We start from the raw sequence: 22589 nt of genomic DNA on the forward strand, positions 1-22589 counted from the left end.
TGTAAGTGAAATGTGGTCGTCACATCCCAGAGGTATTGCCTTGGATAGCCTGGGGATGGCCTAACCATTGCCTGAGGATTGCCTGGCGCACTAGGGTACCAGTAGCGTCTCAAGGCCATCCCCAGGGCAATATGACTACCATTCCGACGCCATTACGCTACCATTTCTTCGGGTCTGCACTTGCTCTACACGCTATCATGTTCGGGATTTGTTTTGGTTTTCCCGGAGAAAACAGGGTCTTTACCTAAGAGAAACCCGAACAAATCCCGAAGAAAAGTGAGTTAAACCCCTGTCAAACAACTGTCCTTCAATACATTACACACCTTACAAACAAACATCCATATCGCATTTCACTGGCAATCAACTTCTACAACGATTTCCTCACTCCCATTTCCACAAAAAATAAGAGGTAAGAGATTCACAAACCTCTTACCTCATACTTCTTACCTCTTACTTCCTACTTCTTATTTCAGTAAGAATCTACCCCTTATAATACGGCATATTCACATCCGCAAACTTCTTCTGCGCCGCTTCCCAGGTACTTATTGCTTGCGTGCGCTCTTTGTTCACCGCATTGTTTGTTTTGTTGAAGTTATTCACCGCTTCGTTGTATTCATTCACAGTTTTATTAAACGTATCCACATCTTCTTTGGTACGACTGTTAGCCGCCTTTGCATCAAACGACTTCTTCGTTTTAGTGAAGTTCTCTTCTTTCAGATAGAAATCTGTGAGTTTGGGCACATCAGTCTCTGCCATCTTCTTATAATACTTCAGTACCTCACGACAGGCATTGGCCAGCGTTGGATCGCCATTGAAACTTTTCAAGGTGTCTAAGCCTTTTAAGCCATCAGTAGCAAAGCGCAATAAAGAGTTGCGCGATTGCTCCACATCATTCACCTTTTTATTATTCATGGCAGTTGTCATTTCCATATCCTGCCAGTTGCATTTGAAGAAGATGAGGAACACCGAATTGGTATAATCGTTTACTTTACCAGCCAGCTCCAGTTTATTATCCAGGGCATCTTTGGTACTATCCACCTTTACATTATACTTTGCGGCAAATGTCATAGAGGTCTGGTGCAGCTGTTCAAAACCTTCATTCAACTTCTCGGTTACTTTTTCCTGTAACAACAGGTAGGCCGACATAGCATCAAATGATTGCTCAGCCACCTCTTCCATATCCACTATCTTTTTATAATCCTCATTAAAAACACGGTAGCATAAAGTGATGTAGTCAATAGCGCCCTGGCGAAGGGTGTTATCGCCTTTGTACTTGGGCAGATCGGTTGTTTTGTATTTGCTTTGATTGATGGTCTCGATCACTTCAGCGCGCAACTTTTCAACTTTACGGGCTCTTCGGCCATGCGCTGCGGCACTCAGGTATTGCATGTACTTGGCATCCATACCACCGCGGGCATTAGTAATAGCGGTCATATATTCTCCGGGGTTTTCAATGGCCTGCGCACGCGAAGAGAAGGTAATACTCATACATACAATGAGCAGCACGACAAGGTTGTGTACATTTTTTTTCATAGCTGATTGTTTGGCTATTATAAGGGTTGTTGGTTACTGTTTCATAGTGCTGAGCACCTGGTAGGCGATCTTTACATACGCATCGGTCAACAGGTTCTCTTTCCATTCGCCATCTAGCTCGTTATCATGCTCGCGCTGCTTTTGGGTAGCAGGCTTTACCACTTTATAAATGGCCTTTTCATCCTTGGGTTCCTTGATCGCTTCCGCCTGTTTATGTTTTGCTTCCTTACGCATCCAGGCTTCTTCTATATGCAAGGAGATATCTTTCTTTACACTGGCTGTTTTTGTATACTCGATGTATCGCTGTACATAGCTAAAGTATGGAGACGCTGCCATTTCTTTCTTCGCTACCGCATCAGCTGCAGCCACCGGTAATGGAGCCAGTGGTTTATAATATTTGTTGGAATCTATTGTCGTTGGCGGCAACACATATTTCTCATTCACTTCCCGTTCCGGAGCGGCATCAGTTAAATCGGGTAAACTGATGTCTGGTTGAACCCCATGCGCCTGCGCAGTAGTGCCGTTTATACGGAACAGCCTGGAAGTGGTTAGCTTTATATAACTGGAAGCTACTGTTTTCCCATTGTAGGTTTCCAGGTTTATTGTTGTGTCCATGGGCAACACAATCTGTGCAGTGGCTTTCCCATAAGTCGGTGAACCTACTATCAATGCCCGGTGATAATCCTGCATTACGGCCGCCACCATTTCTGAGGCAGATGCGCTGAACCCATTCACCAGCATCAATAAGGGACCATCATAAATGGTACCACGCACGGCGTCTTTCAAAGTCTCTGGTTTGGGCGCCGCCTTATATTTTAACATCGCTACCGGACCGGCATCTATAAAGATCCCCGACAGTTCAACCGCTTCCTGCAGTGATCCGCCGCCGTTATAGCGCAGATCGATCATCAATCCCTCAATGTTTTCCTTCTTTAATTTAATGATCTCTTTGGCCACATCATTGGCACAGCCATTTATCCCCAGGGTTCCTTCCCAGTCTGAATAAAAGGCAGGCAATGAGATATAACCTATTTTGCGGTCGCCCTGCAGAATATAACTTTTCACTTTGTCCTCTTCTTCATCTTCCTGCTCTGCTGCGCGCTCTTTATGTAACGCCACCTGCCGGGTAGTTCCATCGGCTTTCTTCACTGTGATGTTAACTGTATTGCCGCCTGAGGTAGATAATGTTCTTTCGATTTCTTCTACATCAGCATCTGCCACATCTATTGGCTCTTTCTTCTCCCACTGTATAGATTGGATCTTATCGCCCTGATTCAAACGCCCACTTTGGTAAGCCGAACTTCCAGGCTTCAGGTATTCGATCTGGGCATGGCCTTCATCGTCTTTACTAAAGGTTAATCCATATTCGAGTGGTTTCTTGCCCAGGTGGCTTTCAAATTCCTCTTTGGCATCAGATGAAAAATACGCCGTGTGCGGGTCGTAAGTAACAGCCAGCGCCTGGCAATACATATTGCCGATCATGAATTCAATTCCCAGCGGACTTTGTAATACCCTTTTTACAGATCGCTTAATGGTGACATTAGCCTTTTTCCTCAAGGAGGGCTCCAGGCTGTCAACGAGTCTTTTTGTTGGTTGTTTGGAAGGGAAAGCCAATTCATTGTATTCCAGCAAGCCTGCCAGCACCGTTAACTTCAGCAGCTTGTACATTTTTGCATGCATAACTTGCATGTTCGCCGGATAGGTAGTGTCCTCTGCTACCGTATACTTTTCTTTCAGCAGGAAATTGAAAGGCGTTTTACAAATATTATCCAGCATGGTGTCTGCCTGTTGCAGCCGCTGTTGGTAAGTAGTGATCAGTAATTGCAGGAAGTCTGATTTCTTACCCTTGATCTGGTCATCCAGTTGTAAGCGATAGGCGGATAACTTTTTTACATCGTCCTGCGAAAAGAATATGCGTTGCTCATCCAATTCCTCCATCAATTCATTAAAAATAGCAGCTGATCGTTCATCATCTAACGGGCGGGGTTGAATGTGGAATTTCTCTACCATGCGGCTCACCACATAAGCATCGGTAACAGCTTTTTGAATTGACTGGGCATCAACTACGTTACAGCCTGTGACTACAAAGATCAGGACTAGAAATATGCGCATATTACTTCCAAGGTTATTAATTCAGCAGGAGGAATCGCTACAGACAGATTTACCAGATTTTTTCGAAATCAACTAGAATTTTACAGTCTGGAAAAATAAATTCGTGTACTATATTTTTACCAGATTGCTTTAACTCATATTCTCTATCAATCAACTCATATATCTCCACTCTCTCTTTATCTGGTGTTACGATAATATAATATTTAACTCCCTTTGATTCGTAAATATTAAACTTAGTATACCGGTCGGTCAACTCCGTTTTTGTTGATATAATTTCAACAACAAGTACTGGCGGAAAATCGAGATAGTCTTTTGTTATTTCTTCAGCTACCACCAATAAATCTGGCTGCAATATGGTATCCTCCGACACCTTGTATGCTATTGGCAGATAAGCACTACATTCTTTACTTAATTCTAAGGGAATTGTAAATACAGTAGCAACCTTCGAGGAGATTATCTGATGCTTTATATCAGAGCTTGAGGTTATGGCAAATGGCAACCCATTTATCAATTCCCAAAGACCTTCCCACCTCACCCATTGATCGTAAGTATAATATGGTATTATTCTTTCAGAACTTCGCACTGACTTCTTTTTTATAAAGATATATATTCAGTCTGAATAATGAAAGAGGGCTGACGTATACATTATTGATTACTAATTATATGCAACACATTTGCTACTAATATTTTAGCAACTTCACCATCGTTTCGTGCAGCCGGGCTTTGGCCAGGAAGTTATTTTCCAGGTCGATGTTGAACGGTACCGGTGTATCGAGGGAGGCACAACGCATTACCGGCGCATCAAGCAGTTCAAAACAATGCTCGCCTATCCAGGCGGCAACTTCCCCTCCAATACCACCAGTCATGGTATCCTCATGCAATACCAGCACCCGGCCGGTTCTGCCCACTGCTTCCCTGATGGCTTCGTAATCGAGCGGTAACAGGGTACGTAAGTCGAGAATGTCGATGGAGATCTCGGGATAATGAGCAGCATATTCCTGTGCCCAAATTACCCCCTGTCCGTAAGTGATAATACTGCAATCACTACCCGAACGCACATGACGGGCTTTGCCGATCTCAATTTCATAATAATGTTCTGGCACATTGCCATGTACACTCCGGTACAGGGCCTTATGCTCAAAAAACAACACGGGATTGGGATCGTTGATGGCGGCGATAAGCAATCCTTTTGCATCGGCCGGGGAAGAAGGATATACCACCTTCAAACCCGGTGTATGCACGAACCACGCTTCATTGGTTTGGGAGTGAAAAGGTCCAGCCCCTACGCCGGCGCCGCATGGCATTCTTATTACCACATTGGCCGACTGGCCCCACCGGTAATGGATCTTGGCCAGGTTGTTTACGATCTGCGTAAAACCCATGGTCACAAAATCGGCAAACTGCATTTCTATCATCGAGCGGTAGCCCTGAATGCTCAGTCCCAATGCAGCGCCCAAAATAGCACTTTCGCAAAGCGGCGTGTTGCGCACGCGGTCTTTACCAAACTCTTCTACAAAACCTTCCGTTATTTTAAATACACCGCCGTATTCGGCAATGTCCTGCCCCATTAATATGAGGTCGGCATGTTCCTGCATACTCTGGTGAAGTCCTTCTTTAACAGCATCAATAAAACGCTGTTCTTTCACAGCGCCGGCTGTCGATGGGTTTTCTTCATCGTATTGCATGCCTCTTACATCCAGCTTATTTTCGGCGTATACCTCCCGCAATTCCCGGTCTGTATCTACAAACATAGGTTTGGCATTAAAGCCAATATTGCATTCCACATCCACATAGTCTTTCAGATCCTGGTGAATGGCTTCTACCTCTTCTTTTGTCAGGATCTTTTTTGATAACAGGAACTGTTCAAAATTCTTGATGGGGTCCTTGATGTCCCATACATCAAACAAATAAGAAGGAACGTATTTGGTGCCGCTGGCTTCTTCATGGCCGCGCATGCGGAAAGTAGCGCATTCAACCAGGTAGGGCCGTTGATATTCCAGACAATATTTCTTTACACCCTTAATAGTGTCGTATACGTTGAGGATATTATTACCGTCTATTTTTACACCGTCAATACCATAGCCGCGGGCTTTTTCTACCAGCGCTTCGCAGCGGTATTGCTCATTTACGGGCGTGCTTAGGGCATAGCCATTGTTCTCTATCACAAAGATCACCGGCAGATCCCACACGGCAGCCACATTTACCGCTTCGTGAAAATCGCCTTCGCTGGTGCCGCCTTCGCCGGTAAACACTACCACTACTTTATCTTCTTTCCTGAGTTTATGAGCAAGGGCAATCCCATCTGCAATGCCTAACTGCGGGCCCAAATGCGAGATCATACCGCAAATATGGTGCTGGGCATTTCCAAAATGAAAACTGCGTTCCCGTCCTTTGCTATATCCACTCTGGTTTCCCTGCCATTGCATCAACAATTTATGCAGCGGCATATGCCGGCTTGTAAACACACCCAGGTTCCGGTGCAGGGGTAGTATCCACTCGTCTTCGTCCAGCGCCTGGGTAACACCCACGGCGATTGCTTCCTGTCCAATTCCACTAAACCATTTTGAGATTTTTCCCTGCCGTAACAACACCAGCATTTTTTCTTCGATCATCCGGGGCAATAACAGGCTCTTATACAAATGAACCAGCTGGTCATAGGTTAAATCTTTACTGTCGAAGTGCATACAATAATAAAATAGTGTACTATGAAGGTAGGGCAAATCAAATATCCGTAAGCGATGGAGGCTATTCTTTTTCGTTTCTTTTTTCTTTATATAATACCGACGTAACAATCGACAATAACAAACTAAACAACAACGCCCACCAGAACCCGTCTACCGCAAAACCTTTTAATAACTTGTCGGCCAGGATAATGATGAGGGCATTGATCACAAATAAAAAAAGCCCTAATGTTACCAGGGTAATGGGGAAGGTGATGAAAATCAGGATGGGTTTTACAATGGCATTTAAAATAGCCAATACGAAGGCCAGTACAATAGCCGTTGTGAACGTATCTAAATGCACCCCTCTTAAAATGTATGATAACCCAAAGGCTACAATGGAGGTCACAATCATACGCATGATAAAGTTCATAATGATGGGGTTTGGTTGTATATAAGTGGTGAAAACCGGGAAATGTAACAAGCCCGTACCGGTATGGGGACGGGCTTGTTATATGTCGTGAAACGGCAAACGTGAAAGAGCTCGCGGCATTTTCTGCCCTCTGCCTTCTGCCCTCTGCCCTCTAAATCACTACCAACTCATAGAATTCTTCAGGAACCAGGTACTTCTTAGCCAGCTCCTGCAACTCCTCAGCGGTTATGGTTTTAATGATCTGTACACTGCGATCGAAATAATGTTCATCTACATTGTTCAGGATCATGCTCTTCCAGCGACCAATAACCTGAAACGGCCCATCCAGGTCACCCAGAATGCTGCCGATCATGGAATTGCGCGACATGCTCAATTCTTCCTCATCGATCGGTTCATCGCGCAACTGCTCCATTTCATAATATATTTCCTTAATGGTTTCTGCTGTTACATCGCGACCTGCTTCCGTACTTACCATCCAGCCGCTGGTACTGGTAAAATTCAACAGGTAACTATAAATGCCATAGGTATAGCCTTTCTCTTCACGAATATTACCCATTAAGCGGGAACCGAAAAAGCCACCAAACACATTGTTCAACACCATTACTTTCTGGAAATCGGGGTGATGGCGGTTAGGGAACGGCCGGGCAATGCGAATGGCCGATTGTACGCCATTGGGATCGTTCAGTACTTCGTACTTCTTCTGGTCAGCCGGTTGTATGGGATGCTGAATCACTTCTGCCCCACCCATCCGTGGTTTTAATGGCAGCTGGCCAAAATATTTTTCCAGCGTATCGATGATATCTATGGGTAATTTACCAGCCACAAAGATCACACAGCGCCCCTCTTTGTAATATTCATTGTAAAACTTAACTACATCTTCCCGTTGTACCGCCGCGTAATCTCCCAGTTCATTGTAAGTTCCATAGGGGTGTTTTTCCCCAAACAGGTAGGCATCGATCAGTCGGCCGGCTACAAATTCCCCTTTTTGCAGATTTACTTTTAAGCGCTGTTGTGAATTTTGTATATAGATGTCCAGCTCTTCCTGTGGAAACACAGCGTCCTGCACCAGTTCCGCTACTACGGGCAACAGCTCGTTGATGTGCTTGCTTAAGGTGTGCAGGGTTATCTCTGCTGTTTCGTTGTAACAGGAGCGGTTAAGGTAGGAACCATAATATTCAAAATGTTCGTTTATTTCAAAAGCATTGCGCTTGCTGGTGCCGTTCTTCAATAAGTAATTGGTGGCAGATGCAACGGCTTTTTTATTTTCGAACCAGTTACCAGCCGAAAAAACCCAGTTTACCATCAGGGTATCTTCACTCCCCATATCAAGCGCAAACACTTCAATACCGTTGGCGAGTTTATATTTTTTGGTAGCCGGCAATTTTATATCAAATTGAACCGGATCTATTATTTTAGGAGCAACTGTTCTGTTTAACATATCTTCTTTTTAGTCGTCTTTTATTCTTTAATTCTCACTATAGTATTTAAGTGTACTGCAATTATTGGGGTTGAAAATTTTCTGGCTGTATTGCAGAATGTCATCCCCCGTAACAGAGAAGTATTTATCCCGGTCGTGGTTAAACAGGTTTACATCGCCCAGTAATTCATAAAAGGCGAGGTTATTGGCCCGGGTTAGCACACTCATGTCTTCAAATGCAAGCGTCGCTTCGGTTTTATTCTTTATTTTGGTAAGCTCCTTATCGCTGATGCCGCCTTGTTTCAGCTTTTCAATTTCTTCGTTGATGGCTGCTTCGGCATCTTCCATTTTTACCCCTTTCACCAGTTTGCCTTCAATGGCCAGCAAACCTTTATCAACCGTTCCAAAATGATAACATTCTATCTGGCTGAATAATTTCTTCTCTTTTACCAGCTGTTGGTACAAGCGGGATGAACCGCCGCCGCCCAATACTTCGGTAATAAGATCGGCCACATAATACCCATGATCGAGCCGGTTATCCATATGCCATACTTTGTAGATGGCGTCCAGTGGTACATTGGCTTTTACTTCCATAGAGCGGGGCTCTGTTTGCACGGGTTCGGCCGGAACCTGGCGATCGTATTTTTCGCCGGAAGGAATATCGCCGAACCATTTCTCTGCCAGTTGACGGACCTGCTCCACTTTTACATTACCAGCCACTACCAGAATGGCATTCATGGGGCGGTAATGTTTGAAGAAGAAATCTTTTACATCCTGCAGACTGGCATTTTCAATATGCGATAATTCCCTGCCGATGGTCATCCAGCGGTAGGGGTGTTTTTTGTAGGCCATTTCCCGCAGCTTGAACCATACATCGCCATAGGGTTTATTAATGTAGTGTTCTTTAAATTCCTCAATAACCACTTTGCGTTGTACTTCCAGGCTTTTTTCACTGAATGCCAGGGAAAGCATGCGGTCACTCTCCAGCCAGAAGGCTGTTTCCAGGTTTTCGGCAGGTAACTGAATATAATAATTGGTTACATCGTTACTGGTGTAGGCATTGTTTTCGCCCCCGGCCATTTGTAAGGGAGTTTCGAAATCTTCAATATTTTTAGAACCGCCAAACATCAGGTGCTCGAACAGGTGAGCAAAACCTGTTTTATCGGGATTCTCGTCCCTGGCGCCCACATCGTACATCACATTTAATACTGCCATGGGGGTGGAATGATCTTCATGTACTATAACTCGTAAGCCATTCGAAAGCGTGAATTTTTCAAATTGTATCATATGCCGTAATTACTTTTTAAATTCTCAACCGTGCCACGGTTTGGAACCTTGGCACGGCAGCACGAATACAAATTAACGACAAGTTGGGGTATTTGGTTGAAAGTGATTGATAAAAGACGGTTAACGTCCGGTCAGAATGTTTTTAACCTTCAGGGTAAGCTGGTAGGGACCATCTTTTCGCAGTACCAGCACCTTAAGCTTTTCGCCCGGGGTTTGCATCAGGTTCTTATAGGTTTGAATATTATTACTGAAATTGTTCGCCACGCCCATAATTACATCGCCTGGTTTAAACCCGGCCAGTTCTGCAGGCGATTCGGGCATAATATCCACCACCTGAATTTCGCCATCTATCACATACATACCCAGCCCGGTGTAGGAATAATCGAACATTTCCTTGTAGTGGGTATTGGGGATCATATAAATATCTTTACGCTCGTAGTTAATGATGAGGTTGAAACGGCGCAGCAGGTCATTCCCTAATAGTCCGCCAAGCGCCGGGTACTGCGTAACATTGTATTCATCGTCGAAAATATAGGTAGGCACATTTTTAAACTTGTACGGCCCCAGCTGTAATTGCTTTATAACTCCTTGTTTCATAGGGGCTTTTCCGCCCAAACCTTCTGCCTGGGTGGCGTACCACTTGCGTTTGGGTTTCACAAAATTGCTATCGCTCACGAAGTCGGCCGACAGCAGCAGACACATCCCGGCACCGGTGTCAAAATAGAACCGGGAATTCACCTGGCGGTTGTCCTTAATATTCGCATGTAAAATAGGAATCGTGTTAATAAGGGGTTTCAGCAAAAAGCCGCCACGTGGGTATTTTATGGTGCCCTTGGTAAAAACCGAAATGGCCAGGCTATCATAATCAACCTTTAAAATGTACCGCGACAAAAAGCTCAACCCAATGATCCCATCTATTTTTTCGCCATAGGCGCTGGTCAAAACATCATAATCGTTAATATGAAAGTCCAGGTTTTCAACCGAGAGATCGGGCAGGTGCAAAGTTTGCCCATAGGAGAAAAATACCCGCCGTACCCCGGCAATGCCCCGAATGGTGCGGTCGCTTAATTTAGCAGGTACTTTCAAATAATCTGCCGTGGTAGAATCGAGCGAAATGCCGCCGCTGCCGGTATCCAGCACAAAAGTGAGGGTGTCGGGATAGTTACTCAGCCGGGCTTTAACCGTAATAATACCACCCGTAAGCATTCTAAAAGGAAAACGGGCAATCTGTTTGGCCGGCGGGGGAATAAATTCTTCCTGCGCCTGTACCAGCGTTACAGAGAAGAAAAACAGCAGGATGGGTATGGTCAACAATCGCATGGGAGCAGGTTTTGGTAGCTGGCTCTGGTATTCATTAGTAAGATAAAATATTTATCTGAAAATGCTAAACCATTGGTATAAAAACAACTAAACTACCCGCTGTACCGGCTGAAATACCATTAAAGAAGTACCGATAACCTTCGGATTTCTATTTATACGATTCGTTCTGAACCGTTCGTTTAGTACTTTTGTTCCTACAATAAATTTTTTATGCACCTGGATGAGCTATACGCGAAAGCCCTGAATTTTGACATGCTGACCATTGAGGAAGGAATGGCCCTGTTTGAACAAGCCCCATTGACAGAACTGATGTTTGTAGCCAATGAGTTGCGTAAAAAACAGGTACCTCATGGTAAAGTTACCTGGCAAATAGACCGGAATGTTAACACTACCAATGTATGTATTGCCAATTGTAAGTTTTGTAACTTCTTCCGCATACCGGGCCATGCCGATGCTTACATAACTGATATCGCTACCTATAAAAAGAAAATTGATGAAACCATCCGCTGGGGTGGCGATCAATTATTGCTGCAGGGTGGCCATCACCCCGAGCTGGGTTTACAGTTCTATGTTGATCTTTTCAAACAATTGAAACAACTGTATCCCACTATTAAACTGCACACGCTCGGGCCCCCCGAAATTGCGCACATCACCAAACTCGAAAAATCGACCCATAAAGAAGTATTGACCGCCCTTAAAGAAGCTGGTATGGACAGCCTTCCCGGCGCCGGTGCCGAAATACTGGTTGACCGTGTTCGCCGCCTTATTTCAAAAGGAAAATGCGGCTCCCAGGAGTGGCTGGATATTATGCACGAAGCACATAAACTGAACATTACCACCTCCGGCACCATGATGTTTGGCCACGTGGAAACCGTTCGGGAACGTTTCGAACACCTGGTAAAGATCAGGGAAGTACAATCCAGAAAACCAGCCGAAGCCAAGGGCTTCCTGGCCTTCATACCCTGGACCTTCCAGGATGTGGATACCTTATTGACGAAGATCCGCGGAGTGCACAACCTCACTACGCCCGATGAATATATTCGAATGATCGCCATCAGCCGCATCATGCTGCCCAATGTGAAGAACATTCAGGCAAGCTGGCTTACCGTGGGTAAACAAACCGCCCAGATCTGCCTGCACTCAGGGGCCAATGATTTTGGCAGCATTATGCTGGAAGAAAATGTGGTAAGTGCAGCCGGTGCGCCGCATCGCTTCACTTATAAAAGCATTCAGCAGGCTATTAAAGAGGCCGGCTTTGAACCACAATTACGCAACCAGCAGTACGAATGGCGTCAAATGCCACAAGTAATTGAAGAGCAGGTGATAGACTATTAGAAGATATTGAATTTAAAGTAGGGTTTTAGTTGTCAGGAAAATCAGTTACCGGTTTCCAGTCATCCGTTGCGCGGCAAACCGGGTGGCCAAAATCAAATGATTAGGTTCGAATAAAGGCCTGGAAACCGGTACCTGGTAACTGGTACCCGGCAACCTGAAACTTGTAACCTGGAACAGCAGGTATAATTCCTGCCCTTCCAATCCACCACTCTTGCGTCCTATTATGCCCACCAACCCGTCCGGGTCCCTAAAAAACTGATGGAATACCCCTAATTCTGGTAAAAAACAGGGGTTGATATTCAATACAAATGGTATTAAATCAGTTATTATATTGGGTAAGTATTGTACTCTGAAAAACAATGAACAGTCCCTTTCGTAAACTGGTAAGAATTGCTGTTGTGCTGCTTGCGGCTGTGCTTTTATTCAACTTTTTCGGCTATTACATGATCCATCTGTCGAGCAAACAGAATGAGAAAATGGTAAAGCTGGTGAATATAAGCGGGCAGCAGCAAACGCTATGTCAGCTTATTACCAAGGACGTAATGCTGCTTACCAAGGCCAACCTTCCCGAACCCGAACAACAGGCCATCCGTGAACAATTACACGAGGCTACCGACTCATTTATCACCGGCAACCAGCTGTTGCGCGACAAAATAAAGATCGGAAACGATGAACCGGTTACCAACGACCTGTTGGAAATTACCCGTGACCTTACCAATACCCAAACCCATTTTAAAGCTATTATTGCCGTAGCCCAGGAAGTAATTCAGGCCGACAGCCAGCTACTGGCCATCAACGGCGCCCTTTATAAACAACAGATCCTGTACAGCGAAAGAAAATTCTATCCGCTGATGAATGAAGTGGTTGACCGGTACACCGCCGTAGTAACCGATAAAATGGAGGAGTCGTCAACCATCAATACCAGTAAGTTCATTTCACTGGTGGTAGCGCTTATTTGTCTTATTTTCCTGGTAATAGATCCTTTATTGCGCAGCAATAAACAAAACTATGCGGCCCTGCAGTCGGCCCGAAACGACCTGTTGCGTGAAAAGAAATACCTGTCGTCTATCCTCAATTCCCAAACCAACTATGTGGTTCGTATAGACCGCAATGGCAATTTTACCTACGCCAATCCGCAGTTTTTACAGGCTTTCGGGTATAATGAAAAAGATATTTTAGGCGTTCCTTTTTATACTACCATCCAAACCCGCGACCTGCACCGCTGTCAGGAAGTAGCCGACCTGTGCTGGTTACACCCCGGTACCGTATACAAACTGCTGATCAAAAAATCACTTAAAAACCCCATTCACTTTCAATGGACCGACTGGGAATTCATTGCCCTTCAAAATGAAGATGGCGTTTCTGAAATTCAGGGCATTGGGGTAAACGTAACCGAAAAAGTGATTGCCGAACAGGCGCTTCAAAACAGCGAACAAAAGTTCCGGCTGCTGGCAGAGCATGCCGAAGATATTATCTCCGTAAGCAGTCCCGAGGGCGTATTTCAGTACGTATCACCTTCGGTGGAAAAAGCGCTGGGTTATTTTCGGGAGGAAATGGAAGGACATTCCATTACAGAGTTCGTTCACCCTGATGATGTGCATGCATTCATCCTTCAAAAGAACCGCGCGGTATTAGGCAGAATTGATAACCTGCGGCTGCGTTACCGCATCAGAACCAATACCAACGAATACATTTGGCTGGAAAGCATTTTGAAACCGGTAAAGGAAAACAACCAGGTTGTAAAGATCATTTCCACCTCGCGTAACGTAACAGAGCAAAAGAAGGCCGAAGTAGAACGCGAGCAACTACTGGTTGAGGTAAAGCAATCGGAAGAACTGCTGCGCACCATCATCAATTCAACCCCCGACTGGATCTTTATAAAAGACCCTGCCCACCGGTTCCTGCTTATTAACCAGGCCTGTGCCGACTCTTTGCGCAGGCTACCTGAAGATATTATCGGTAAAGACGACCTGGAAGTAGGCTTCCCGGCTGTGTTTGTTACCGGCGACCCCGCCCGTGGCATTCGCGGCTTTTGGGCCGATGACGACGAAGTAGTGAAGTCGGGAAAAATAATGTACATACCCGAGGAGCCGAATTTTGCCAATGGCCAGCTGAATACCATGAGCACGGTGAAAGTACCGTTGAAAGACCAGGAGGGCAACGTGTGGGGTGTGTTAGGGTTTGTGCACAATATTACGCCGTTGAAAAAAGTGGAAGATAATTTGCGTCGCAAGGACCAGTTGCTGCAGGCCGTATCTGAAGCTACGCACCTGCTGATCAGTAATAACAACCTCGATCAGGCTATTGGGGAAGCCATTCAGTTGCTGGGTATGAAATTGCAGGTTGATAACCTGAATGTATACAAGAATGAATACGTGCTGGCAGAAGATAAATGGTACACAAGCCGGCTGTGGCAATGGGAAAGCACTACCGATGAATTGATCTATCGCCCCGCCAGTTGCCAGCACAATGAACTGAGCAACAAGTCGCTTCTTTTTCAATCCCTCATCCGGGAAGAGATCTTCTGCAGCCATGTTAAAAATATAAAAGACCCTGAACTGAAGAAATTTTATGATGACCGGGGCATTAAAACCACTGCGGTACTGCCCGTTTTTACCATGAACTATTTCTGGGGTTTTGTAAGCTTTGGCGACAGAATGCAGGAACGCGACTGGACCATCACCGAATTCAGCATACTGCAATCCTTTGCTGCCACGCTGGCTGCGGCCATCGAGCGTAAACAAATGGAACAGGAGCTGGTGCAGGCAAAAGATATGGCCGAATCGGCCAACCAGGCTAAAAGTGAATTCATGGCCAATATGAGCCACGAGTTGCGCACACCCATGAATGGCATCATTGGGTTTACCGACCTGGTGCTTACTACCAACTTACAACATTCGCAACGCGATTATCTCGAAAACGTTAAGAAATCTGCATATGGACTGCTGGATATCATCAACGATATTCTCGACTTCTCTAAACTGGAAGCAGGCAAACTGCAGATCGACAATACTTCATTCAGAATTGATGAACTGGTTGAAGAAGCGATAGACATTCTATCAGTAAAAGCTTTTGAAAAAAAGCTGGAAATGGTTTGCCATATTGACCCGCTGCTGCCTTCACGGGTTAGCGGTGACCCGGTTCGTATACGCCAGGTATTTGTAAACCTGTTGGGCAATGCCATCAAATTCACCCAAAAGGGAGAAATATTCGTGTCGCTGAAAAAGAGCAGCAGCATGTATATGAAAGCGGGTAAAAAGTTTATAGATATCGAATTGTCCGTACGTGATACGGGCATCGGTATTCACAAAGAAAAGCTGGTTAAGATCTTCGACAGCTTTACACAAGCCGATTCCTCTACCACGCGTAAATATGGTGGAACCGGTTTAGGGCTCACCATTTCAAAAAGCCTGGCCGAATTAATGAATGGCGGCCTGCAGGTTGAAAGCGAGGCCGGCCGGGGCAGCACGTTTACATTAAAGCTGCCGCTTGAAATTGTAAACAGCGAACCGCAAATAACCGGTACCTACCGGCCGCCTTTACAAAAAGTACTGGTGATCGATGACAATGCCAGCAACAGATGGCTGATGCAGGAAATATTCCGCTACTTCAGCATAACCTGTGAAACCGCTCCCGGTGGCCGCGAAGCACTGGCTATATTACACCGCATTCACCAGCAGAGCGAGCCGCTCGATCTTATTATAACCGACCACCACATGCCCGAAATGGATGGCATGCAACTGGTGCAGGAAATGCGCCGGTCGTCACAAGGGTATACCCAGCCGGTTATTATGATGTTGTCGTCACTGGAAAAAAATATGTTCCAGCGGCAGGCCGGGAAACTGGGCATTCATGGTTTTCTTTCCAAACCCATAAAACTATATGAGTTATACGCCACACTTTCAGCCATGTTCACTACCGGAAAACAACAGCCGGAAAAAATAAACAATATACCCGTTATTGAAAAAATCACCGATGCAGCAACTATTATGGTTGTTGAAGATGAGCCCATCAATATGCTCCTGATAACAGAAGTATTAAGTAAAATGGGATTTGCGGTTATAAAAGCCACCAATGGCAAACAGGCACTTGACCTGTTGCAACAGCAGGACCCGCAGCTGATCTTCATGGACGTGAACATGCCCGAAATGGATGGCTTCACCACTACCCGCCTCATTCGCCAGTTACCAGAGCCTTATAGCCTAATTCCCGTCATTGCACTCACCGCCGACGCCATGCAGGGCGACAAAGAAAAATGTATAGAGGCCGGCATGAACGACTACATTTCAAAACCTTTCAAACTGGAAGAAATAGAATCAGTATTGAAAAAGAGAATGTTATTGGTGTAGTTACGCCGTTGGCTAAATTTTAACACCGCGCAGGTAATTTTTTTACAACTCTGGCGACCCATTATTTGTCTTAAAAGCAGTAAATTCAGAAAATGAAGAAACAAACCTCGCTTGCGTTTTGTGTGTTGATGGACCTCATCGGTTTCGCCACTTACATCATACCCGGACTGGGTGAGTTTGGCGATATCATTTGGGCGCCTGTCTCCGGCATCATTTTCTTTATAACCTTTGGTGGCTGGAAGGGTGCGTTGGGTGGTATGTTCAACTTTGTGGAAGAGATTTTACCCGGAACCGATTTTATACCCAGCTTCACCATTATGTGGTTCCTTAAAAGAGTAGGGAAACCGCAACAAAAACAACAACCAATCAGAACAATCAAGATCGGTTGATCATCCTACAACAAAACGGTATCCTACCCCTTTGATGGTTATTATTTCCAGCATTTCATCTTCTTTAAGATAGCTGCGCAATTTAGTGATGTATACATCCAGGTTGCGGGAGTTAAAAAATGAATCATTGCCCCACAACAGGTTTAAAATGTCTTTGCGGTCAATGATCTTATCGCGGTTTTCGTACAACAGCTTTAGCAGTTCGCTTTCGCGGAATGATAGCTTTCGTTCTTCCTCATAACCCGATAACAACTGCCGGGCGACATTGAAGTTGTAATTACCAATTTGAAGCGTGTCCTTTCCATTGCTGGCTTTGGCAGCCGGGTCCCTGAAGCGTAATGCATTCTCGATACGCACTATTAATTCTTCCATGCTAAATGGCTTGCGAATGTAATCGTTCCCGCCCACTGAAAACCCTTTTACCAGGTCATCTGTTTGTGTTTTGGCGGTAAGGAAAATAATAGGTACACGGCCATTTAATTCCCGGATCTCACCGGCAATGGTAAAGCCATCTTTATTGGGAAGCATTACATCGAGCACACAAACATCAGGATTCATTTCCCTGAAAAGAGACAACACCTGGGTGCCATCGCTTTCCATGATCACCTCAAACCCGAACGCATGTAATAAAACTGGAGGTATTATTCGGGAACAACCAAATGCTGCGCAGGGGGTTAGATGAAGGTATGGCTCCCGAGCCCGGCAATGATAACGGTATACAGTTTCACGTTAATCTGGGTGAAGATGACATTACCTGGCTAAATTTTGCCGAAGGCCGTAAGGTGGAACAAAAGGAGTTTGCTGCCAAACAATACCTGGTTATAGACAGTATTCACAAACTGAACTGGAAACTTACCGGTGAAACCAGCACCATTTTGGGGTATACATGCCAGCAGGCTGTTGCCGCCCGGCCCGGTAACCGCAATATGATATCTATGGAAAATGGGGTTATGAGCCGAAAAGTGGTACCGGACACCAGCCATATTGTTGCCTGGTTTACACCCGCCATCCCCGTACCAGCCGGCCCTGACCTGGAAGGACAGTTACCCGGTTTAATTTTACAGATCGATATTAACGGTAACACTACTTATAAAGCGGTGGAAGTTTCACAGAAAGCTGATGTGACTGCCATTAAAGAGCCCCGAAAAGGCAAGAAGGTAACAGCAAATGAATTTTCTAAAGAAAGGGATAAAACCATGGAAGAAATGCAACATAACGGCAGCAGAAGAGTGATACGCATAGGTAATTAATGGTTTCCCGTTTTTCGCATATAGGACAACTTTTAAAAAGCATTGCCACAATCATCAAAATTGGATGATGGCCGTCATAGAATAACAACAGGATTCATTCTATTTTCATCAAGGTTTTTCATAGGATATTGGATTAACACGGGGCCCCGATTCTTCGGGGCCCCTTATATTTTTACAGCCTGTTAATAACTTACTCTTTCGCTGCATTTCCTTAAAAAAGTTAGCGCTAATCAATAAATATATAAACCTGTGCTTTCGATGATGATGGTCATAGGTTATGTGAAATTTTGATATTAATTTCCTATCGGTTTTTCATAGGATATTGGATTAATACGGGGCTGGATGTCTATCCGGCCCTCTTTTTTTAATCCTGCGAAAGGATCAATGCATTATAAGGCCCCAGGTTGATGGCAATACTGTATTCCTGGTCATCTTTCTTGCTTGTAAACGTTTCCACATCAAACGCCGGGGTATCGGTAAACGATTCATCATACCCCTTCCAATCGCTGTTGAACCGTATTTTCCATACGCCTTCCGCTGGTACGCCTATTATATAATCTTTATGTTCTTTATTCATAAAATTCAAAACAACAATGGTGCTGTCCTTTGGGCCGCCTTCGTGCCAGCGGTGAAAGACAATCACTTTATCCCCATTATTTACATGGGTGACGCGGGTATGCTGGCCCGATAACCCTTTTGTTAACCCTTCCATATTGCGGCGCAGGCGAATGCAATCGCGGTACAACCGCGCAATGCCTTTAAAGTCCGAGAATTTCGACCAGTCCAGCGGTTTGGTATCATCAAACCAGCCATCTTCCACAAATTCCTGCCCCTGAAATATCATGGGTATACCTGCAGCCGTAAAAACCAGCACGGCACCTAATACCGATCGCTTTTTGGCAAACCAGCCCTGTGCATCACCGGGTGCTATTTCTTCGGGCACGCGTGTTTTACCGTTGGCCACATCATCGTGCGATTCAGTATATATTACCCGTTGAAATGCATCTCCATTAAAATTATGCATAAGGGCAAATTGTATCTTTTCCAGATCGCGGTGATCATCTTCCGGCACTTTCAATACATCCCGCACACTAAAGGTGAAAGCCGGGTCCCACTGTGTATTGAAACCCTGCCCGTTCTCTTCTGATCTTTTGGTGATCCATTCATTGTCCTGCAGGTCTTCAGCTATCATGATCTTCCAGGGATAACGTTTATTCACCTCTTCATTTATCCATTTCATCATTGACCAGCCCTCGGGCAGGTCTGCATCGGGTGTATTTTTGCCATGCACATTCCGAACAAACAGCAAGGCATCAGTACGCAAGCCATCTACATGGTAATCTTCCAGCCACATCAGGGCATTGTCCCGCAGGTACTGTCTAACTTCGGGACGGCCGTAATCGGGCCGGGTATGGCCCCAGGGCGTTTCTGACCGCCAGTCCTGGTAGAAATAAATACCACCGGCACCATTTTCACTCCAGCCATCAAATTGCCACAGGTCCAGGTCTGAAGGGCCAAAATGGTTATACACCACATCGAGGATTACTGCTATACCCAATTCATGGGCTGCATTGATGAGTGCTTTAAAACCCTTTACACCGCCATAATCCGATTCAATAGCATACGGGTGCGATAAATTATACCCCCATGAAATGCCTCCGGGAAATTCAGTAGCCGGCATCAATTCAATGGCATTCACTCCCAACGCTTTTAAATACCCCAGCCGTTGCCGGGCCGTTTCAAAAGTACCTGGCTTGCCATCTTCTTTTACATTGAAAGAGCCTATGTGCATTTCATAGATCACCAGTTCATTCCAGGAAGGGGTTTGAAAATCATGGTCCGTCCACTCAAAATTCGGATCGGTAATAAGGGAATTACCGGCCGAGTTGGTCAACTCCCTTGCATACGGATCGTTGCGGTACAACAAACCCATATCGGTTTGTAAAATGTATTTATATTGATTGCCAGCCTTTGCCTCGGAAATATTCATCCCCCAATACCCATTGCCTTCATGCGTCATGGGATGTTTATTTTTTGACCAGTCATTAAACTCGCCGGTAACAAATACCTTTTTTGCATGTGGCGCCCATACTCTGAAAAATACGCCGTTATCATTTGGGATAGAACCCATTCCTTCTATGCGGGTCACAGGGGTGGCCTCCATTGTACTTTTTGCCATGGTGATGATGTTTGTGTGGATTTCACTCCATACTCTGCAATTTTGCTACCATGCTCCCCCATTATATGCTAGCCACCTATCATGTGTAATTTGTGGTCTGAACCTGGCGCACCCAACCCGTTCTTTGTTAGGTTATAGGTAAAACTCAACAGGAAAAAGCGTTGCAGGTTTTTTACCCGTTTGTCTTCAATGTAATTCTGACCGGTATTACGGCTTACGCCAATGTTTTGTTTCAACAGGTCAAAGGCCGATAACTTTATTTCACCCCGGTTAAAACGTAAGAACTGCCTGCTGATAAACGCATTCCATAATGGTACCCTGGTATTGAACCCACTTGCCCGCTGGCTGTTAATGGTATAGGTAAACTCGGTATTAAAGTAAAAGCGGTGCGGCAGTTGCCAGTTTATCTCCATGCTATACTGCTGATTCAAATACCGGGTATTTAAAGTTTGTTGTAAGCCATATTGCGTTTTGTAGTAATTAACTCCGGCAGCGAGCGACAGGTCTAATTTCTCCGATGCATTTATCTCAATCCGTACATCCGGACCAACATTCCAGGTACTGATCATATTCTCCGCAGCATTAATAAAGGTTTTGTTTTTTGTATAGCTGCCATTGGTGCTGAAGTTAATGGAGCCTTTCCACAAACGGACAGGCAATCCTATGTTTACGGTACCGGAAATATCATACGCACCATTCACATTTACCGGACGGGTTATTTTTACGCCTACCGAATCAATGATATCGGCATTAACGATCTTATTATCTGTCCTTCGTATGTTAAAGAACGCAAACAGGTTCCTGTTCCTAAATGGATTTACCGAAAAGAAATTCAGTTGTATGGTATGGACTAACTCTTGTTTCAGATCGGCATTGCCCACTTTTATATTCAGCGGGTCGCTGTTATCCGGCACCGGTTGTAATTGTGTTACTGTGGGTTGATTGGTACTGGTTGTATAATTCAGTCGCAGGTTGCGGAACCTGGTAAAGTTATATTGTAAACGGGCATTGGGCAGCCAGTTATAAAAGGTTTTATGAAGGGTTGAATCTTTGCCTAATACCAGAGTATTTCCTTCCAATGCAGCCTGTTGCGTGGCTGCTTCGACAGGGTGTCAAACGCAATGCCTTTTACCAGTCCATTTTTTTGTGCCCATGTTATGGAACACAGGATACAGCAGACAATCAGCAGGTAGAACTTCTTCATACCGGTTATATTTTCGTGTTTGTAAAGCGATCACGAAAATATTCTTACACACCGGCAATGAAGGTTAAGCAGGGTTGGTTTAATGTTAATGAAGGTTAATATTTAAGCCATCGTTTGCATATTGCCGCTTGCAGGCGCCTCGTCAAATACCTGCAGCATAATTTTCCAGGTACCCTCTTCGGATTGCAGGCGCAATTCTACATGCAGCTTTTGAATAATACCGGTATTGGGCAGAAAGTGGAAATGAATGGTATTTTGCTTTCTGTTTTTATCGGGATCTGCATACTGGCCATTGAGAATGGAAGGCTTTTCACCGGCCAGTTTTATGATAGTGTTATGTATTTCTTTATACAGACTATTGTATCTTTCTTTTGCGTTTTGAAAGTCAGCAGAGGAATACAGTTCACAAGTCCAGCTGTAAGCCGCGGTTGTTTTAAATTCAGTCAGCACGCAGTTTACTGAACCGGGGATAATGACTTTTGATTTATAGTTTGCTGCTGGTTCCGGAGTGTTGATAGGATCGCCTTTAATATTACTGAAGTGATTGGGATAATCTTCAATCACCATTTTCAGGGCGGTGTTTGTCTGGTTAACAAAAACGCCTTGTGCGCCAGCGCTAAGGCTTAATAATAAAGCCAGTAGCAAGGATGTTACTTTGCACATGTTTATAGGGTTTGGAATGGAAAAGTAATAAAAACCAATTTGCTTTTTAACCGGATTATATTAAATTCATGAGAACGCAATAAAAATGTTACTTTATTCGTTACAATAGACGGCTTATTCTATTTATTTATACTCAATTCAATACCAATGAAAAAGAATCCAATGTATTATGATGTGAACCGGGCCAGAATTCACAAAACCATCTACCGGCCATCTTCCAACATCGTTCGATTTGTTAAAGCCTTGTTAGCAGTAGTTATGTTAGGCGACTCTCCCATCAGCACGCCCTCCATTGCAAGAAGAAAATTCCACTAATAGAAATTAACTATAACGCATAGCACTTACCTCTGAAACCACATTAGTATGTGCTAACCTCCCGGTTCTGCCGGGAGGATTTTTATTTTATAGGGGTACCTGAAAAAACAAAAGGTGAGCCATCAGCGATGACCCACCTTTTT

Annotated in this window: 18 protein-coding genes; 5 read left to right on the top strand and 13 right to left on the bottom strand. The window is 44.7% G+C overall.

Annotation, left to right across the window (positions count from 1 at the left end; translation table 11 throughout):
- Positions 1 to 480: 480 nt before the first annotated feature.
- From BMX95_RS03110 to BMX95_RS03145, 8 genes are all read right to left on the bottom strand, one after another.
- Entirely contained in the window at positions 481 to 1533 is a 1053-nt protein-coding gene (locus tag BMX95_RS03110) for an LIC11966 family surface protein (RefSeq protein WP_081198882.1), read from the bottom strand.
- Between the two features lie 33 nt (positions 1534 to 1566).
- Positions 1567 to 3645, bottom strand: coding sequence for a carboxy terminal-processing peptidase (locus tag BMX95_RS03115; protein WP_081198881.1), 2079 nt, complete (start codon positions 3643 to 3645; stop codon positions 1567 to 1569).
- 49 nt (positions 3646 to 3694) lie between these two features.
- Complete coding sequence (locus BMX95_RS03120) at positions 3695 to 4228, bottom strand: Uma2 family endonuclease (protein ID WP_165758870.1); 534 nt, start codon at positions 4226 to 4228, stop codon at positions 3695 to 3697.
- A 97-nt stretch (positions 4229 to 4325) separates the two neighbouring features.
- Positions 4326 to 6329, bottom strand: a complete 2004-nt coding sequence (locus tag BMX95_RS03125) for an alpha-ketoacid dehydrogenase subunit alpha/beta (RefSeq protein WP_081198879.1) — start codon at positions 6327 to 6329, stop codon at positions 4326 to 4328.
- A 61-nt stretch (positions 6330 to 6390) separates the two neighbouring features.
- Positions 6391 to 6738 carry a phage holin family protein gene (locus tag BMX95_RS03130; protein ID WP_081198878.1) on the bottom strand — a complete coding sequence of 116 codons (348 nt, stop codon included), beginning with the start codon at positions 6736 to 6738 and terminating at the stop codon, positions 6391 to 6393.
- 151 nt (positions 6739 to 6889) lie between these two features.
- On the bottom strand, positions 6890 to 8176 hold the full coding sequence (locus BMX95_RS03135) for a M16 family metallopeptidase (protein ID WP_081198877.1): 1287 nt from the start codon (positions 8174 to 8176) through the stop codon (positions 6890 to 6892).
- Positions 8177 to 8203: 27 nt separating this feature from the next.
- A complete protein-coding gene (locus BMX95_RS03140; RefSeq protein ID WP_081198876.1) occupies positions 8204 to 9442 on the bottom strand; it encodes a M16 family metallopeptidase in 1239 nt (412 codons plus the stop codon).
- Between the two features lie 120 nt (positions 9443 to 9562).
- Entirely contained in the window at positions 9563 to 10762 is a 1200-nt protein-coding gene (locus tag BMX95_RS03145) for an aspartyl protease family protein (protein ID WP_081198875.1), read from the bottom strand.
- 210 nt (positions 10763 to 10972) lie between these two features.
- On the opposite strand from BMX95_RS03145, the gene mqnC reads away from it, so the two are divergent.
- From mqnC to BMX95_RS03165, 3 genes are all read left to right on the top strand, one after another.
- Positions 10973 to 12097 carry a cyclic dehypoxanthinyl futalosine synthase gene (gene mqnC / locus BMX95_RS03150; RefSeq protein ID WP_081198874.1) on the top strand — a complete coding sequence of 375 codons (1125 nt, stop codon included), beginning with the start codon at positions 10973 to 10975 and terminating at the stop codon, positions 12095 to 12097.
- A gap of 359 nt (positions 12098 to 12456) precedes the next feature.
- Positions 12457 to 16446: a response regulator gene (locus tag BMX95_RS03160; RefSeq protein ID WP_081198872.1), complete on the top strand. Its 3990-nt coding sequence runs from the start codon at positions 12457 to 12459 to the stop codon at positions 16444 to 16446.
- Between the two features lie 92 nt (positions 16447 to 16538).
- Positions 16539 to 16835 carry a hypothetical protein gene (locus tag BMX95_RS03165; protein WP_081198871.1) on the top strand — a complete coding sequence of 99 codons (297 nt, stop codon included), beginning with the start codon at positions 16539 to 16541 and terminating at the stop codon, positions 16833 to 16835.
- Here BMX95_RS03165 and BMX95_RS03170 read toward each other — a convergent pair whose 3' ends face one another.
- Positions 16836 to 17480 (bottom strand): response regulator transcription factor, encoded by a 645-nt coding sequence (locus tag BMX95_RS03170; protein ID WP_081198870.1) that lies wholly within the window; start codon positions 17478 to 17480, stop codon positions 16836 to 16838. It abuts the gene before it with no gap.
- Positions 17481 to 17521: 41 nt separating this feature from the next.
- Here BMX95_RS03170 and BMX95_RS03175 point away from each other — a divergent pair, with 41 nt between their 5' ends.
- Positions 17522 to 18085 (top strand): GLPGLI family protein, encoded by a 564-nt coding sequence (locus BMX95_RS03175; RefSeq protein ID WP_165758869.1) that lies wholly within the window; start codon positions 17522 to 17524, stop codon positions 18083 to 18085.
- Between the two features lie 364 nt (positions 18086 to 18449).
- Here the strand turns inward: BMX95_RS03175 and BMX95_RS03180 are convergent, their stop codons facing one another.
- From BMX95_RS03180 to BMX95_RS03195, 4 genes are all read right to left on the bottom strand, one after another.
- Positions 18450 to 20264, bottom strand: a complete 1815-nt coding sequence (locus BMX95_RS03180; protein WP_081198868.1) for an alpha-amylase family glycosyl hydrolase — start codon at positions 20262 to 20264, stop codon at positions 18450 to 18452.
- Positions 20265 to 20332: 68 nt separating this feature from the next.
- The gene (locus BMX95_RS03185; protein ID WP_081198867.1) at positions 20333 to 21343 is read right to left on the bottom strand and encodes an outer membrane beta-barrel protein; all 1011 of its coding nucleotides are present in this window, start codon (positions 21341 to 21343) and stop codon (positions 20333 to 20335) included.
- Positions 21319 to 21468, bottom strand: coding sequence for a hypothetical protein (locus BMX95_RS34815; protein WP_165758868.1), 150 nt, complete (start codon positions 21466 to 21468; stop codon positions 21319 to 21321). Before BMX95_RS34815 ends, BMX95_RS03185 begins: the two co-directional genes overlap by 25 nt.
- 102 nt (positions 21469 to 21570) lie before the next feature.
- A complete protein-coding gene (locus BMX95_RS03195; RefSeq protein WP_081198865.1) occupies positions 21571 to 22131 on the bottom strand; it encodes a hypothetical protein in 561 nt (186 codons plus the stop codon).
- Between the two features lie 147 nt (positions 22132 to 22278).
- Between BMX95_RS03195 and BMX95_RS34820 the strand changes: the two genes are divergently transcribed.
- Positions 22279 to 22446, top strand: a complete 168-nt coding sequence (locus BMX95_RS34820; RefSeq protein ID WP_165758867.1) for a hypothetical protein — start codon at positions 22279 to 22281, stop codon at positions 22444 to 22446.
- The last annotated feature ends 143 nt before the right edge of the window (positions 22447 to 22589 follow it).

The sequence above is a fragment of the Niastella yeongjuensis genome, assembly GCF_900110245.1.
In the GTDB taxonomy this organism is placed as follows: domain Bacteria; phylum Bacteroidota; class Bacteroidia; order Chitinophagales; family Chitinophagaceae; genus Niastella; species Niastella yeongjuensis.

What these genes read in the sequence shown, in the direction of transcription:
- BMX95_RS34820 (WP_165758867.1), top strand. Translation starts at nt 22,279, where the DNA reads ATGAAAAAGAATCCAATGTATTATGATGTGAACCGGGCCAGAATTCAC.
- BMX95_RS03160 (WP_081198872.1), top strand. Translation starts at nt 12,457, where the DNA reads ATGAACAGTCCCTTTCGTAAACTGGTAAGAATTGCTGTTGTGCTGCTT.
- BMX95_RS03130 (WP_081198878.1), bottom strand. Translation starts at nt 6,738, where the DNA reads ATGAACTTTATCATGCGTATGATTGTGACCTCCATTGTAGCCTTTGGG.
- mqnC (WP_081198874.1), top strand. Translation starts at nt 10,973, where the DNA reads ATGCACCTGGATGAGCTATACGCGAAAGCCCTGAATTTTGACATGCTG.
- BMX95_RS03135 (WP_081198877.1), bottom strand. Translation starts at nt 8,176, where the DNA reads ATGTTAAACAGAACAGTTGCTCCTAAAATAATAGATCCGGTTCAATTT.
- BMX95_RS03175 (WP_165758869.1), top strand. Translation starts at nt 17,522, where the DNA reads ATGGCTCCCGAGCCCGGCAATGATAACGGTATACAGTTTCACGTTAAT.
- BMX95_RS03125 (WP_081198879.1), bottom strand. Translation starts at nt 6,329, where the DNA reads ATGCACTTCGACAGTAAAGATTTAACCTATGACCAGCTGGTTCATTTG.
- BMX95_RS03195 (WP_081198865.1), bottom strand. Translation starts at nt 22,131, where the DNA reads ATGTGCAAAGTAACATCCTTGCTACTGGCTTTATTATTAAGCCTTAGC.
- BMX95_RS34815 (WP_165758868.1), bottom strand. Translation starts at nt 21,468, where the DNA reads ATGAAGAAGTTCTACCTGCTGATTGTCTGCTGTATCCTGTGTTCCATA.
- BMX95_RS03115 (WP_081198881.1), bottom strand. Translation starts at nt 3,645, where the DNA reads ATGCGCATATTTCTAGTCCTGATCTTTGTAGTCACAGGCTGTAACGTA.
- BMX95_RS03145 (WP_081198875.1), bottom strand. Translation starts at nt 10,762, where the DNA reads ATGCGATTGTTGACCATACCCATCCTGCTGTTTTTCTTCTCTGTAACG.
- BMX95_RS03180 (WP_081198868.1), bottom strand. Translation starts at nt 20,264, where the DNA reads ATGGCAAAAAGTACAATGGAGGCCACCCCTGTGACCCGCATAGAAGGA.
- BMX95_RS03140 (WP_081198876.1), bottom strand. Translation starts at nt 9,442, where the DNA reads ATGATACAATTTGAAAAATTCACGCTTTCGAATGGCTTACGAGTTATA.
- BMX95_RS03165 (WP_081198871.1), top strand. Translation starts at nt 16,539, where the DNA reads ATGAAGAAACAAACCTCGCTTGCGTTTTGTGTGTTGATGGACCTCATC.
- BMX95_RS03110 (WP_081198882.1), bottom strand. Translation starts at nt 1,533, where the DNA reads ATGAAAAAAAATGTACACAACCTTGTCGTGCTGCTCATTGTATGTATG.